Annotated in this window: 14 protein-coding genes; 11 read left to right on the top strand and 3 right to left on the bottom strand. The window is 69.0% G+C overall.

What is annotated here, in order from left to right; translation table 11 throughout:
• Window positions 1-172 precede the first annotated feature (172 nt).
• Both WC326_11110 and WC326_11105 read left to right on the top strand, forming a co-directional pair.
• Window positions 173-940: an SDR family NAD(P)-dependent oxidoreductase gene (locus tag WC326_11110; protein MFA7331608.1), complete on the top strand. Its 768-nt coding sequence runs from the start codon at window positions 173-175 to the stop codon at window positions 938-940.
• Window positions 937-2,160, top strand: a complete 1,224-nt coding sequence (locus WC326_11105) for an RsmB/NOP family class I SAM-dependent RNA methyltransferase (protein MFA7331607.1) — start codon at window positions 937-939, stop codon at window positions 2,158-2,160. Before WC326_11110 ends, WC326_11105 begins: the two co-directional genes overlap by 4 nt.
• Before the next feature lie 13 nt (window positions 2,161-2,173).
• On the opposite strand, the gene WC326_11100 is transcribed toward WC326_11105, so the two are convergent.
• Window positions 2,174-2,926 (bottom strand): hypothetical protein, encoded by a 753-nt coding sequence (locus WC326_11100; protein ID MFA7331606.1) that lies wholly within the window; start codon window positions 2,924-2,926, stop codon window positions 2,174-2,176.
• Between the two features lie 86 nt (window positions 2,927-3,012).
• Here WC326_11100 and WC326_11095 point away from each other — a divergent pair, with 86 nt between their 5' ends.
• The 9 genes from WC326_11095 (at window position 3,013) to WC326_11055 (ending at window position 11,539) form a co-directional block, all read left to right on the top strand.
• Window positions 3,013-3,726 carry a YggS family pyridoxal phosphate-dependent enzyme gene (locus WC326_11095; protein ID MFA7331605.1) on the top strand — a complete coding sequence of 238 codons (714 nt, stop codon included), beginning with the start codon at window positions 3,013-3,015 and terminating at the stop codon, window positions 3,724-3,726.
• Window positions 3,726-3,968 (top strand): YggT family protein, encoded by a 243-nt coding sequence (locus WC326_11090; protein ID MFA7331604.1) that lies wholly within the window; start codon window positions 3,726-3,728, stop codon window positions 3,966-3,968. The genes WC326_11095 and WC326_11090 overlap by 1 nt, the downstream gene beginning before the upstream one ends.
• 12 nt (window positions 3,969-3,980) lie before the next feature.
• Complete coding sequence (locus WC326_11085; GenBank protein ID MFA7331603.1) at window positions 3,981-4,493, top strand: DivIVA domain-containing protein; 513 nt, start codon at window positions 3,981-3,983, stop codon at window positions 4,491-4,493.
• A gap of 4 nt (window positions 4,494-4,497) precedes the next feature.
• Window positions 4,498-5,325, top strand: coding sequence for a purine-nucleoside phosphorylase (locus WC326_11080; GenBank protein ID MFA7331602.1), 828 nt, complete (start codon window positions 4,498-4,500; stop codon window positions 5,323-5,325).
• Window positions 5,326-5,339: 14 nt separating this feature from the next.
• A complete protein-coding gene (ileS, locus tag WC326_11075; protein MFA7331601.1) occupies window positions 5,340-8,501 on the top strand; it encodes an isoleucine--tRNA ligase in 3,162 nt (1,053 codons plus the stop codon).
• 34 nt (window positions 8,502-8,535) lie between these two features.
• Complete coding sequence (locus WC326_11070) at window positions 8,536-8,916, top strand: TraR/DksA family transcriptional regulator (GenBank protein ID MFA7331600.1); 381 nt, start codon at window positions 8,536-8,538, stop codon at window positions 8,914-8,916.
• 13 nt (window positions 8,917-8,929) lie between these two features.
• The gene (locus WC326_11065) at window positions 8,930-9,496 is read left to right on the top strand and encodes a signal peptidase II (protein ID MFA7331599.1); all 567 of its coding nucleotides are present in this window, start codon (window positions 8,930-8,932) and stop codon (window positions 9,494-9,496) included.
• Window positions 9,493-10,683 carry an RluA family pseudouridine synthase gene (locus WC326_11060; GenBank protein MFA7331598.1) on the top strand — a complete coding sequence of 397 codons (1,191 nt, stop codon included), beginning with the start codon at window positions 9,493-9,495 and terminating at the stop codon, window positions 10,681-10,683. Before WC326_11065 ends, WC326_11060 begins: the two co-directional genes overlap by 4 nt.
• Window positions 10,684-10,768: 85 nt before the next feature.
• Entirely contained in the window at window positions 10,769-11,539 is a 771-nt protein-coding gene (locus WC326_11055; GenBank protein ID MFA7331597.1) for an NYN domain-containing protein, read from the top strand.
• Between the two features lie 475 nt (window positions 11,540-12,014).
• Here the strand turns inward: WC326_11055 and WC326_11050 are convergent, their stop codons facing one another.
• Both WC326_11050 and WC326_11045 read right to left on the bottom strand, forming a co-directional pair.
• A complete protein-coding gene (locus WC326_11050) occupies window positions 12,015-13,454 on the bottom strand; it encodes a hypothetical protein (protein ID MFA7331596.1) in 1,440 nt (479 codons plus the stop codon).
• Window positions 13,455-13,658: 204 nt separating this feature from the next.
• Entirely contained in the window at window positions 13,659-13,973 is a 315-nt protein-coding gene (locus WC326_11045; protein ID MFA7331595.1) for a hypothetical protein, read from the bottom strand.
• Window positions 13,974-14,116: the final 143 nt, after the last annotated feature.

Genomic DNA, 14,116 nt, shown 5'->3' with positions numbered 1-14,116 from the left:
TTTCAACACAGAGACACGGAGGCACAGCGGTGGAGCGGAGGAAGCTTGTGTCACGGATGGACCTGCGGACCGCCCCGGGTCCAGTTTGGTGATGGGAGTCCTGCCGGAGTGGCCGTCCTGGGGAGCTGGCGCCGGTTTTGCCTCATTGTCTTCAGCAACGAAGGAGACCCTGATGGCGATCGCCCTGGTCACCGGCGCCTCAGCCGGCATTGGACGCGAGATCTGCAGAGTGCTGGCCGAACAAGGCCTGGACATCGTGGCTCTGGCCCGGCGCGCGGAGCGGCTGGAGAGTCTGGGTGGCGAGATCCGCGCCCTGGGGCGGCGCTTTCTGCCGTTGGCCCTGGACCTGACCGACCGCGCGGCCCTGGCCGCCCTGCCGGACCGGCTGCCGGCGGAGTGGGCCGCGGTGGACCTGCTGGTGAACAACGCCGGGCTGGCCCTGGGCGTGGATCCGCTCCAGAGCGGGAATCCCGCCGAGTGGGACCAGGTGCTGGACACCAACGTGCGCGCCCTGCTGACGCTGATCCGCCACTTCGTGCCGGGCATGGTGGCCCGCGGGCGCGGGCAGGTGATCAACCTGGGCAGCGTGGCCGGGCGCCAGTCCTATCCCGGCGGCGCCGTCTACTGCGCCAGCAAGGCCGCCGAGCTGGCCCTCAGCCGCGCCCTGGCGATGGATCTGGTCAACACGCCCGTGCGGGTCTGCAGCGTCGATCCCGGGCTGGTGGAGACGGAATTTTCCGTGGTGCGCTTCCGCGGCGACGCGGCCCGGGCGGCCCAGGTCTACCAGGACATCCAGCCGCTGACGCCCCGCGACGTGGCCGAGGCCGTGGGCTGGGTGGCCGGCCGGCCCGCGCACGTGCAGGTCAGCGAGCTGGTGCTGCTGCCCACCTGCCAGGCCAGCGCGTATCACGTCCACCGCGGTCCCTTCCCCGGCGCGTGAAAGCGCCACGACCCCAGTACTCCGGCGCCCGCTTCGGGCGGCGCCCGGCCCCCGCGCCCGGCCGCGAGCAGAAGCTGGCGGCCTGGCTGCGCGAGTTGGCGCAGTCCGTCGAACGCGGCCAGCGACCCGACCTGGAGCTCTCGCGCCTGCTGCGGCGCGACCAGCCCGAACCGGCCCTGCGCCGCCGGCTGGTGGCGGCCTCGGCGGCCTGGTTCCGCTGGTCGTCCTGGCTGGGAGCCGCGGCGGATCCCCTGCGCGATCTGGCGCGCGCCACGCGGCTGGAGGAGCTGGCGGGTGGGGAGGACGGACCGGAGGCCGCGCTGCGGGAACTGGAGGCGACGGCCGGCGAAGCGCTGAGCGCGGCCGCCCACCTGCCCGGCTGGCTGCGCGCGGGCTTGCCCGCCGGACTGGACGCCGAGGGCCTGGCGCGGGCCTTCCTGCGTCCGCCCTCGCTCTGGTTGCGGGCTGTCGCTGAGGAGCAATTGCGCGAGGGGCTGGGCGATCTGGCTGCCGGACTGGAGGCGCACGCCCGGCTGGCCGGCGCTTGGCGGCTCCGGACGCGCGAGGACCTCTACGACACGCCGGGCTTCCGGCAGGGCCACTTCGTGTTGCAGGACCCGGCCAGTCAGGCCATCGGGGCCGTCTGCCAGGCGCAACCGGGCGAGCACTGGCTGGACCTCTGCGCCGGCGCGGGCGGCAAGAGCCTGCAGCTGGCGGCCGCCATGGCGGGCAAGGGGCTGGTGCACGCCTTCGACATACACCTGGGCCGGCTGGAGGAATTGAAGCGCCGCGCCCGCCGTCAGGGCGTCTTCAACCTGCAGACCCGGGCCTGGGACGGCCACGTCCTGCCCGCGCTGCCCCGGCTGGACGGCGTGCTGGTGGACGCGCCCTGCACCAACAGCGGCACGCTGCGCCGCAACCCCGACCTCTGGCGGCGCCGGGCCCCGGACCTGGCCGGCCTGGCCGAGCTGCAGGACAGCCTGCTGGATCAGGGCGCGCGCCAGCTGCGGCCCGGCGGCCGGCTGGTCTACGCCACCTGCAGCGTGCTGGAAGTGGAGAACGAGGCGCGGGTGGCGGCCTTTCTTGCGCGGCAGCCCGGGTTCCGCCCGCTGGACTTCGAGAATCCGCTGGACGGCCGGCCGGCGCCGGGCCGGCTGCGGGTCAGCCCGCTGGACGGCGACCAGGACGGCACCTTCATGGCGATCTTCCGCAAGGAGTGACGCGGACCGGCGCTCAGCCCTCGGCCAGGGTGCTGCCGCCCTCGTCGCGCAACCGGAAGTAGAGCAGCGTGCCCAGGATGCCCTGGAAGGGCCCGAGCAGTCCCATTCCCAGCAGGTAGGGCACCCACTGCACCCAGCCCGGCTCCTGCTGGGTCAGCAGGCTGCGCAAGGTGGGCAGGGCCAGCAGGACCTGGAGCAGCGCCAAGAAGAGCAGCAGCAGGGCCACGGCCAGCGGGCGGCGCCGCACCAGCCGGGTGCTGGCCCCCAGGCTGCGCAGCGGATCCTGTCCCTCCAACAGCAGGACCTGGGCCGCCACGGCGTAGAAGAGCGAGGCCGCCAGGACCAGCAGCACGCCCGGCACGGCCAGCAGGGGAATGGCCGCAGCCCAGCCCCGGGCCGTCAGCCAGGGCGCCGCGCCACTCACCAGCAGCCAGCCGGACAGTCCCAGCAAGGGCACGATCAGGGCCAGGGTGGCCAGCCCGAAGGCCCGGCGGACGCTCTGGAAGCCGCCCAGGAAGTCCTCGCGCGTGGGCCTTTCCTGCAGCAGGACGCTGCGGGTGGCCAGGATCAGGCCACCGGCCAGCGGCCCCTCCACAGCCAGCGTGAGCACCAGGCCCACCAGGGGCAGTTGGCCCACCGCGAGGCCGGCCAGCAACATGAACAGGCCGTAGAGCAGGAAGGCCGGGGACTCCAGGCTCCAGGTCTCCATGGCCTGGCGCAGCAGCGGCCGCAGCAGCGGCGGGCGGCGGGCGAAGGGGCTTTTCATCAATCATTTCCCCGTCTGTTGGTCGGCGGAGCGGATTCCCGCACGCCCTCTCCCTATATTAGCGCGTTCTATTGTGAACTGGGCACGTGCGCACAGACGCCGAACATGTCGCCACCCGGCTGGCGGCCATCCAGACCCGCATCGAAGCCGCCCGGCGGGAGGCGGAGCCCTCGGTGCGGGCCGACCGGGTGCGGGTGGTGGCGGTGACCAAGTACCTGGACGCCGAGCAGATGCTGGAGCTGCGGGCCGCCGGGTTGGAGCTGTTCGGCGAGAATCGCGCCCAGGCCGCGTTGACCAAGCTGGAGGCCTTCGCCGATCAGCCGGCGGAGCGGCGGCCGCTGGAGTGGCACTTCATCGGCACGCTGCAGGGCAACAAGGTGCGGCAGGTGGTGGGGCGCTTCCAGCTGATCCACAGCGTGGACCGGCTGGAACTGGCCGAGGAGCTGTCCCGGGAGGCCGGGAGGCGCGGACTGGTCCAGCCCGTGCTGCTGCAGGTAAACGTCTCCGGCGAGGCCAGCAAGCACGGCTTCACGGAGGCCGGGCTGACGGAGCTCTGGCCGCGGCTGGGCCGCCTGCCGGGCCTGCGCCTGGACGGCTTGATGGGCATGGCTGCGGCGGAGGGCGACGCGGGCGCGGAGTTCCGCCGCTTGCGCCGGTTGCGGGACCGGCTGGATCCGGAGCGCGGGCGGCTGCGCGAACTTTCGATGGGCATGAGCGGGGACTTTGAGGAGGCGGTCCGCGAGGGCGCCTCCCTGGTGCGCATCGGTACGTATCTCTTCAGCGAGGAAGCGGGGACCTGATGGACGAGCTGATCACCCTGGCGGCGCAGATCTACATCCTGATCATCATCGCGGCGGCCATCGTCAGTTGGATCGAGGTGGACCGGCAGCATCCGCTGGTCCAGTTCCTCCACAAGGCCACCGAGCCCGTGTTCCAGCGCATCCGCGAGCTGGTGCCGCCCATCAACGGGCTGGACCTCTCGCCGCTGTTCGCCCTGCTGCTGGTCAAGCTGGCCGAGAAACTGCTGAACCTGCTGCTCTAGGAACCGGGACCCATGAAGTACACGTCGAACGACATCCGCGGGGCGACCTTCAGCCGCCGCCTGCGGGGCGCGGACGAGGCCGAGCTGCGGGCCTTCCTGGACGGCGTGGCCGGCCAGCTGGAGCAGCTGGAGCGCGAGTTCTCCGCCTCCCAGGCCCGCTGCGCCCAGCTGGAGCGCGAACTGGAGCGCTACCGCAGCCTGGACCAGGGGCTGCGTGACACATTGCTGGAGGTGAAGACCACCAGCGAAGGCGCCCGGGAGGCGGCCCGCAAGGAGGCCGAGCTGATCGTGCGCGAGGCCGAGTTCAAGGCCGGTCAATTGTTGGCCGGCGGCCGCGAGGAGCAGCGCCGCCTGCGCTCCGATCTGGAGACGCTGCGCGAGCGCCGGGACAGTTTCACGCGGCGGATCCGCCACCTGTTGGAGCAGCAGCTGGAACTGGTGGACTTGTTGTCGCAGAGCGAACCGTCGGCGGACGCGCCGGCCGACCAGGAGGAACACCGTGCCGGACCCCCGTCCGACCTTTGAGCAGATGCGCGAATGCGCCGAGTACCTGAAGTCCTGGCTGGGCGCCCACGCGCCGCGCACGCTGGTGATCCTGGGCACGGGCCTGGGCGCGCTGGCCCGCGAGGCGGAGATCCTGGCCCGGCTGGAGTACGAGGAGATCCCCCACTTCCCCGTCAGCACCGTGGAGAGCCACCACGGCCGGCTGCTGCTGGCGCGCCTGGCGCCGGACACGGCGCCCGTGCTGGTGATGCAGGGGCGCTTCCACTACTACGAGGGGTGGAGCATGCAGCAGATCACCTTTCCCGTGCGGGTCTGCGGCCTGCTGGGGGTGGACCTGCTGGTGGTCTCCAACGCCTGCGGCTGCGTGAATCCGCAGTTCCGCAAGGGCCGGTTGATGGTGATGGAGGATCACATCAACCTGCTGGGCGACAACCCGCTCATCGGCGCCAACCTGGATGAGCTGGGTCCGCGCTTCCCCGACATGAGCGCGCCCTATGACCGCGGGCTGATCGCCCTGACCGAGGAGCTGGCCCTGGCGGCGCGCATTCCCCTGCACAAGGGCGTCTACGCCGCTGTGGCCGGACCCAACCTGGAGACCCGGGCTGAGTACCGCTTCCTGCGCGCCGTGGGCGCCGACGTGGTGGGCATGAGCACGGTGCCCGAGGTGATCGTCGCGCGGCACCAGGGCATGCGCGTGCTGGGCTTCTCCATCATCACGGACGAGGGCTTTCCCGAGGCCCTGCAGCCCGTGCGGCTGGACGAGATCCTGGCCGCCGCCGCCCTGGTGGAGCCGCAACTGACCAAGCTGGTGCGCGCCGTTCTGCGCCGCCTGGCCCCTTCCCCCGCCGCCTGAAGCCTGGAGTCCCCGTGAGCCGATTCGATCCCATCCCGCCCAACGTGAGCTTCCCCGCCCTGGAACTGGAGACCCTCCGCTTCTGGGAGGAGCGCGGGATCTTCCGCCGCAGCCTGGAGCAGCGCGCCGCCGCCCCCGACTGGGTGTTCTACGACGGCCCTCCCGGCACCAACGGCTCGCCGCACATGGGCCACATGCTGCACTCGGCCCTCAAGGACCTCTGGCCGCGCTACAAGAGCATGAAGGGCTTCCGCGTGCTGCGCCGGGCCGGCTGGGACACGCACGGGCTGCCCGTCGAGCTGGCCACGGAGAAGGCGCTGGGCCTGGCCGACAAGAGCGAGATCCCGGGCTACGGCGTGGAGGCCTTCCAGGGCAAGTGCCGGGAGACCGTGCAGCGCTTCAAGGCGGAGTGGGAGCAGAGCATCCGGCGCATCGGGCGCTTCGTGGACCTCGAGGACAACTACGCCACACTGACCCCCGACTACATCCAGAGCGACTGGTGGGTGATCCGGCAGATCTGGGACAAGGGCCTGCTCTACCGCGACGTGAAGATCATGCCCTACTGCGCGCGCTGCGGAACCAGCCTGTCCAACCACGAGGTGGCCCAGGGCTACAAGGACGTCACGGACCTGACCCTCACCGCGCGCTTCCGCCTCAAGGGCGAGGACTCCACCTACTTCCTGGCCTGGACCACCACGCCCTGGACCCTGCTGGGCAACGTGGCGCTGGCCCTGGGGCCGGAGGTGGAGTACGCCTTCGTCCGCCGCGGCGGCGACGTGCTGATCCTGGCCGTGGACCGGCTGGAGGCCGTGCTGGGCGAGGGTCCGCACGAGGTGCTGCGCCGGGTGCCCGGCCAGCAGCTGGAGGGCCTGGAGTACGAGCCGCTCTGGGACTTCTTCCAGGGACCGGACGCCGAGGGCCGCACGCCCCACTTCACCGTCGCCGACGCCTACGTCACCGCGGCGGAGGGCACGGGCATCGTGCACCTGGCGCTCTACGGCGAGGACGACTTCCGGCTGATCCGCGCCAACAACCTGCCCCGCGTGCAGCACGTGGACGACACGGGCCACTTCACGCCGGCCTGCGGGGACTACGCCGGCCGCTATTTCAAGGCCCCGGGCCTGGACGTGGAGATCATCCGCGACCTGGCCGGGCGCGGCCTGCTGCACGACAAGCACCGCCACGAGCACAGCTATCCGCACTGCTACAAGTGCGAGAACCCGCTCATGTATCACGCCAAGCCGTCCTGGTTCATCCGGACCACGGCCGTGCGCGAGGACATGCTGCGGGCCAACCGCGAGATCAACTGGATCCCGGCCAGCGCGGGCGAGGGTCGCTTCGGCGCCTGGCTGGAGAACAACGTGGACTGGGCGGTCTCCCGGGAGCGCTACTGGGGAAGCCCGCTGCCCATCTGGACCTGCGAGGAGGCCGGCGGCTGCGGACACAAGCTCTGCGTGGAGAGCCTGGCCGACCTGCAGGCCCACTGCGCCGAGCCCATCGGGACGGACTTCGATCCGCACATCCCGTGGATCGACGCGCTCGCCGTCGCCTGCCCGGCCTGCGGTCGGCCCATGAAGCGCGAGCCCTACGTGCTGGACTGCTGGTTCAACGCCGGCCTGATGCCCTGGGGCCAGTTCGGCTACCCGGCCACGCCGGGCTCCCGCGAGCGCTTCGCCAGCCAGTACCCGGCGGACTTCATCAGCGAGGGCCTGGACCAGACCCGCGGCTGGTTCTACACCATGCTGGCCGTCTCCACGATCCTCACCGGCACCAGCAGCTACCGCAACGTGATCTGCACGGGCCTGGTGGGCGACAAGGACGGCCGCAAGATGTCCAAGACGCTGGGGAACGTGATCCACCCGGCGGCGGTCATCGAGGCCTACGGCGCCGACGCCGTGCGCTGGACCTTCTACAACAGCCATCCCTGGAACTCCAAGCGCTACAGCGAGGAGGTGATCCGGGACGCCGTGAAGGAGATCCTGCTGCCCTACTGGAACATCTACTCCTTCTTCACGACCTACGCCAACCTGGACGGCTGGACGCCGGGCGCCGGCCTGAGCGAGCCCAAGAGCGAGCTGGACCGCTGGATCCTCTCCGCCACGGAGCGGCTCAACGAGCGCGTGAGCACGGCCCTGGACGCCTTCGAGGTGTTCACGGCCAGCGAGGCCATCGTGGACCACCTGGACGAGCTGTCCAACTGGTACATCCGCCGCAGCCGGGCGCGCTTCTGGAAGAGCGCGGACGACGACGACAAGCGCCGGGCCTACGACACGCTCTACCGCTGCCTGGGTGACCTGACCCGCATGCTGGCGCCCTTCCTGCCCTTCGTGACGGAGCACGTGCACCAGCACCTGCTGCGCCTGGCGGAGCCCGGGCTGCCGGAGTCCGTCCACCTTTGCGACTGGCCGGCCCTGGAGCAGGGGTGGCGCGATCCGCTGCTGGAGCGCGAGATGGACCTGGTCTACCACGCGGTGAAACTGGGCCGCACGCTGCGCTCCCAGCACCAGCTCAAGACCCGCCAGCCGCTGGCCAAGATGCTGGTGGTGGTGGGCCGCGAAGAGGACGACGGCTGCCTGCGCCGGATGGCCGAGCTGATCCGCGAGGAGCTCAACGTGCGCGACATCGAGATCAGCCGCGACGAGCACGAGCTGGTGGAGATCACGGTGAAGCCCAATTTCCGCACCCTGGGCAAGCGCTTCGGCGGGTCCATGAAGGAGGCCGCCGAGATCATCGGGGCCTGGGGCATGGCGGAGATCAGCGAGCTGGAGCACGGCCAGCTGCTGGACGTGCTGGGCCAGGAGGTGCGGCTGGAGGACCTGCTGATCCAGCGCACGGAGCGCGAGGGCCTGAAGGTCATCACCGAGCACGGCTTCACCATCGCGCTGGACACGGAGCTGACCCCCGACCTGCTGCTGGAGGGGCTGGCCCGCGAATTGATCAACCGCGTGCAGAATCTGCGCAAGGACAGCGGGCTGGAGATCAGCGACCGCATCGAACTGCTGCTCCTGGACGGCCCGGAACTGCGCGAGTTGCTGGCGGTCCACGGGGAGCGCGTGGCCCGGGAAACCCTGGCCGTGGACATCCGGCTCGTCAATGACGATACTCAGGAGCAGCTCAAAGACGTTACGTTGAACGAGGTGCGCACCGCCGTGGGCTTGCGACGGGCGGAGCGCTGAGGGTGGGTTGCCGGCAGGCGACAGGGAGGGTATGATGTCCCAGAACCAGTACTACACGACGGAGCAGCTCGAGGCCTTCCGGGAGATCCTGCTGGAGAAGCGTCGGGAAGCGTTGGAGGAATTGGACTACTGCAAGAAGGAGCTGGAGGAGGGTCTCTCCCAGGCCTCCGGCGACACCAGCACCTATTCCTTCCACATGGCCGACCAGGGCACGGACGCCCAGGAGCAGGAGAAGACCTTCATGTTCGCCTCGCGCCAGGGGAAGTTCCTGCAGACCGTGGACGCCGCCCTGGAGCGCATCGAGAAGGGCCGCTACGGAGTGTGTTCCGTCTGCAGCGGAAAGATCGACGAGGGTCGCCTGCGCATCGTGCCCACCGCCAAACTCTGCATCCACTGCAAAACCCCGGAAGAATAGTCGGAGTCGTCCCATCACACGCAGTCGAGCCCTTTGGATCCTTGGTGGCTGTTTCGTCAGCGACCAGCTTCTCAAGCTGGCCGTGCGCTCCTCCCTGTCCCCCGGGGAATCCGTCCGTGTGCTGGGGGAATTCCTGCGCTTCAGCCACGTGGAGAACCGCGCCGGCGTGATGGGCATCTCGCTGTTGCCCATGTGGGCGCTCACGCTGCTCAGCCTGCCCGCCGTGCTGTTCATGGGCTGGTGGCTCTGGCGCCAGCTGCCCTCGCAGGGCTGGCTGGCCCGCCTGCTGCCCTGGATCCTGGGCGGCGCCGCGGGGAACCTCTGGGACCGCGTGGTGCGGCACCGGGTCACTGACATGTTCGACGTGGACATCCCCGATGTGCACGTGCCGGCCTTCCAGCTGCTGGGTCTGCGCTTCGACGGCCTGTACCTGGAGCGTTGGTGGGTCTTCAACCTGGCGGACAGCTTCATTTTCGTCTGCATGATCTGGTTGCTGATCCTGGGCTTCACGGGCCGGTTGGAAGACGACACGGCCGCCGCGCCGGAGCCGGCGGAACCCGCCGACGGGAGTCAGGGGTGAGCCCGCGGGGCCGGGCATCCTTCGTGCGCTACGTCGCTTCGGGCCGCGCGCCCGTCCAGCCGGACGAGACGACGGTGGAGGAGATCCGCTTGACCATCGGCGCCAACCAGAGTCTGGAGCGCGTGGACCTCTGGCTGGCCCGCCAGATCCGCTTCGTCTCACGCACCTTCATCCAGCACATCATCGAGGAGGGCATGGTCCTGGCGGACGGCCAGCCCGTCGCCAAGCCCAGCCAGCGCATCGGCCCGGGGGACGAGTTGCTGGTGCGCGTGCCGCGGCGGCCGCGGCCGCAGATCCTGGCGGAGGACATCCCGCTCAGCGTCGTGCACGAGGATGAGCACCTGATGGTGATCGACAAGCCCACGGGCATGGTGGTGCATCCGGCGCGGGGAAATTTCAGCGGCACGCTGGTCAACGCGCTGATGAGCTACCTGGACGACCTGCCCGAGGAGGCCGGCGAGGAGTTCCGCCCGGGCATCGTTCACCGGCTGGATCGTGACACAACGGGACTGATGGTGATCGGCAAGACGCCCGAGGCCGTGCGCGAGCTGAGCCGCATGTTCCACGACCGGGAGATCCACCGCATCTACCGGGCGCTGGTCTGGGGAAGTCCGCGCCAGCTGCAGGGCACGGTGACCACGGGCATCGGGCGCGATCCGCGGGACCGGCTGAAGATGGCCGTGCTCGCGGAGCCCCTGGGCCGCCACGCCGTGACCCACTACAAGACCACGGCGCGCTTCGACTTCCTGTCCCTGCTGGAACTGAAACTGGAGACCGGGCGCACGCACCAGATCCGCGTCCACCTGCTGCATCTGGGGCACCCGGTCTTCGGCGACGCGGACTACGGCGGCCGCGACCCGCGCCGGGCCGGCTTCACGGGAGACCGCCAGAGTCGGGCCCACCGCTACCTGGATCTGATCCAGCGCCAGGCCCTCCACAGCTGGCGGATGGGCTTCCGTCATCCCATCGGCGGGCAGGAGCTGGAGTTCGAAGCCCCCTTGCCGCCGGACATGGCCGCCGTGTTGCAGGGCGAATCCCTGCAGGCCGGCCACGTGCCGGTCTCCTCAAGTTCGGCCTGGACCTGGGCGGAGGGCCACCACGGCCTGCCCGATTCCGGCCGGGCCCCGCTGCCGGACCCGGAACGGCCCAGCGAGAACCGCATCCGGGCGCGTCGCGGCCGCGTGTGAGCCGCCGGCCGCGCGCCCCTTGGCCCGCGGCACCCATTCTGTCGGCCCGGAAATCCCGCGGCCACCCATTGGAAGGAACCCAACCATGAATTTGAACCAGCGCAACCTGGCCCTCTACATCGACTTCGACAACATCGCCATCGGCTTCAAATCCAAGAACGGCGCCAAGCTGGACATCCGCATGGTGCTCAACCGCCTGCTGGAGAAGGGGCGGATCATCACCAAGCGCGCCTACGCCGACTGGCACTTCTACAGCAAGTACAAGGACGAGCTGCACGCCCATGGCATCGAGCTGATCGAGATCCCCAAGCGCAGCATGACGGGCAAGAACAGCGCGGACATCCGCCTGGTGGTGGACGCCATCGACCTGTGTCACACCAATCCGCACATCGACACCTTCGTGATCTTCTCCGGCGACAGCGACTTCAGTCCGCTGGTGAGCAAGCTGCGGGAGAACAACAAGACCATCATCGGCGTGGGCATGCGCGAGAGCAGTTCCAACCTGCTGGTGGACAACTGCGACGAATTCCTCTTCTACGAGAACCTGGGCGCCGAGGTGCAGCGCCAGGAGAGCACGCTGGGCAAGACCATCCCCAAGGACAAGCTGCCCAGCATGAAGCAGCTGGTTTCCGCCGTCAACGCGCTGCTGCGCGAGGACACGGAGGTGCTGCTGGCCAGCCTGGTCAAGGACACCATCAAGCGCAAGAACCCCTCCTTCAGCGAGAGCAGCCTGGGCTACGCCAACTTCGGCGAGTTCCTGGAAGACGCGGCGCGCTTCGACATCCTGGAGGTCACCCGCGACAAGACCCGCGGCGGCACCTGGGTGGTGACCAAGCTCAAGGGCCTCACCAAGTAGGTCGCGGGGTCTCCACTCTCACCACGAAGAACTTGAAGGGCGGAGAAGAACACGAAGAATTTTTGGGGGACTGGCGCCGAGCGGTGCTGGTCCCCCCTTTTCATGGTTGGTTGTGCAGCGTAGCGCCGGGCTCACCACTTGTTTGAACTACGTGATGCACGCCCCCATCCCGACCTTCCCCCGCCTTGCGGGGGAAGGAGCTGCACTGACCCATTGGACACCGCCAGTTGATCGTGAGGAAAGGAGCTGGTTATTCAGCACGAAATCTCCTTTTAGTGGAGTTGCTGCGCGGCGATAACCACTCAACTCATTCATCGTGTGCTTCTCCGACCTTCGTGATCTTCGTGTCCAAGTGAGAGTGTGACACAGAGTGAGGGGACTGCCACCGCGCGGCGACAGTCCCCTTAACTCGTCTTCGTGCTCTTCCCGGACCTTCGTGATCTCCGTGTCCAAGTGGGTGAATCCCGCGAGAGATCTAGCGCAGCTGGAAGACGGTCTCCACCAGGAAGGTGCGGTCGCTCTCGGCGTCGCCGTGGATCTCGCCGTCGCCGTCGCGGTCGGCGTAGGTGGTGCGCCAGTCCAGGCGCATCACGGCGCCGGGCGCCAGCTCGTAGCCGATGCGGTAGCCGTGGATGGTCTGCGGTGTCTTCAGGTCGAAGAGCGACTCGGCGCCCACCTGGGTGTAGTAGGCGGACAGCTCCTTGAGCTTGGGCACCTTGGCCATGTTCAGACCGGCGTCGGCCCAGAGGCTGTTCCAGTCGTCCACGTTGCCGTCGTCGGGCTTCATGGTGTTCCAGGCGACGTTGGCCGTGATGATGTTGAAGAGCGAGAGGCGCGCGTCGGCGTAGAGGCCCTTCATGGCCGGCGCGTTCTTCAGCAGTTCCTCCTTGGTGAACAGGCTGTCGCCGAAGAGCTGGGTGCGCTCCACGTCATAGGTGCGGTTGAAGAAATCGCCGATGAACTGCTCGCCCCAGACCCGGTACTCGGCGCCGGCTGTGAGCCAGTTGAAGGGCCGCCAGGAGACGCCCGGCGCCCAGCCGCTGCCGTAGCCCGTGAACTTGGCCACCTGGAAATAGGCGTCGAGCTTGGGCAGGATCTCGTAGCTCAGGTCTGCGCCCATGGCCTGCAGACTCTCCTCGGCCTTGCTGTAGTCGATGGGCGGCTGGGTCAGCCACTCGTCGCCCGGATAGCCGGCGGACTGGCGCATGCGCTCCCAGAGGTCGGGGTTGGAGGCCAGCTCCGTCTGCAACTCGTGCCAGGTGTCGTATTCCGCGCCGTCGTCGTGGTCGGCGTAGCGGTCCAGTTGGTCGGGCACGTCGTCCTCGTCCACGTCGGCCATCCCGGCGTAGAGGTTGCCGTCCTGCACGAAGGAGGCGCCCACCCGCAGTTTGCCGATCACCGGATAGCTGGCGCGCAGGCCCAGCAGGCCCGGGCTGTCCAGCTCGCGGAAATTGGCCAGGAAGCCCTCGATCTGCGGCTTGCCGATGCGGATGTCGAATTCGCCGCCCACCCGGCGGATGGACGGGTACTGCACGCTGTTGGCGTAGTGCCGGACCAGCATGCCGTAACCCAGGGTCACGTCGTCCAGGGAGCCGGCCTTGAGGTAGAGCGGATCGCCCTTATGCGCCCAGCGCAGGTAGTAGATCTTGTCGATCAGGTCCTTGCCCTCGTCCCAGTCCGACTTGCGGATCTTGCCGTCCTGGTCGAAGAACAGGGTCAGGTCCAGGGCGATGCCCAGTTTGCCGATGGGGATCTCGGGGCGCAGGGCGATTTGGGTCCAGGTCTGGCCGTCCATGGTGACGGCGCCGATTCCCATGGCCGCGCCCCAGCTGTCGCCCGCCGGGGCCGGGGCGGCGTCCTGGGCCAGCAGGGGCAGGACCCCGCCGAGCAGCGGAAGCAACCAAGTGTGTCTCATCATGGCCTCGCGATTTGTCCGCCTAGTGTGTGACAGGCGGCAAGATACCTCACGGTGGACTCAATGCGAAGCCGCGCGGTGCTGGGCCGCGGGGGCCGGGCGGGCGGGAAAAACGCAAGCTGCCGCAGGAGCAGCCACCTTGGGGAAGGGGCCGATCGCGCGGCAGGTCGCGGGTGTCACATCAATCGAATCGAAGGGGTCTTGTCAGAAGCTGATGTTCCAAAGGCGGTCCATCAGGCGCTCGCTGATCTGCTCGGCCAGTTCGCGCTGGAAGTAGCGGCCCTCGTCCACCTTGGCGAAGATCTCCACCAGGCGGCTGTCCTTCTCCTGGTCCAGCAGGGGCTGCTGTTTGGCGCGGGGGTTCACCGGGATGCGCACCAGGTGGCGCAGGTCGTCCCGTTCCTCCCGCACGGCCTGCAGCCGGGCTTCCAGGGTGCGCTTCTGCAGTTTGAACCGGCGCAGGGCGCTGGACAATTGCTGGGGGTCGGTCGTCGTGGGGGCGAGCGTGCTGCGGACCATTTTTCCTCCTGCTGCTTTGGCGAAGAAGCGTAAGTGCAAGGTCCGTGCCAGCAATTCGAAACTTCGGAAGTTCCAGGTTTGGCTGGTGGTCAAGTGCAAGAAAGCCAACAGGATCGCTGCGCGGACAAGCGCCGCCCAGCCGG

The organism is Candidatus Delongbacteria bacterium, from assembly GCA_041675285.1.
GTDB lineage: Bacteria > CAIWAD01 > CAIWAD01 > CAIWAD01 > CAIWAD01 > CAIWAD01.
Note: the sequence above shows the minus strand (reverse complement) of the source record. Positions and strands in the feature narration are given on the sequence as shown.

Excerpts from the sequence above, each read along its gene's own strand:
- WC326_11110 (MFA7331608.1), top strand. The coding sequence starts at position 173 with ATGGCGATCGCCCTGGTCACCGGCGCCTCAGCCGGCATTGGACGCGAG.
- WC326_11100 (MFA7331606.1), bottom strand. The coding sequence starts at position 2,926 with ATGAAAAGCCCCTTCGCCCGCCGCCCGCCGCTGCTGCGGCCGCTGCTG.
- WC326_11090 (MFA7331604.1), top strand. The coding sequence starts at position 3,726 with ATGGACGAGCTGATCACCCTGGCGGCGCAGATCTACATCCTGATCATC.
- WC326_11085 (MFA7331603.1), top strand. The coding sequence starts at position 3,981 with ATGAAGTACACGTCGAACGACATCCGCGGGGCGACCTTCAGCCGCCGC.
- WC326_11080 (MFA7331602.1), top strand. The coding sequence starts at position 4,498 with ATGCGCGAATGCGCCGAGTACCTGAAGTCCTGGCTGGGCGCCCACGCG.
- WC326_11070 (MFA7331600.1), top strand. The coding sequence starts at position 8,536 with ATGTCCCAGAACCAGTACTACACGACGGAGCAGCTCGAGGCCTTCCGG.
- WC326_11055 (MFA7331597.1), top strand. The coding sequence starts at position 10,769 with ATGAATTTGAACCAGCGCAACCTGGCCCTCTACATCGACTTCGACAAC.
- WC326_11050 (MFA7331596.1), bottom strand. The coding sequence starts at position 13,454 with ATGAGACACACTTGGTTGCTTCCGCTGCTCGGCGGGGTCCTGCCCCTG.
- WC326_11045 (MFA7331595.1), bottom strand. The coding sequence starts at position 13,973 with ATGGTCCGCAGCACGCTCGCCCCCACGACGACCGACCCCCAGCAATTG.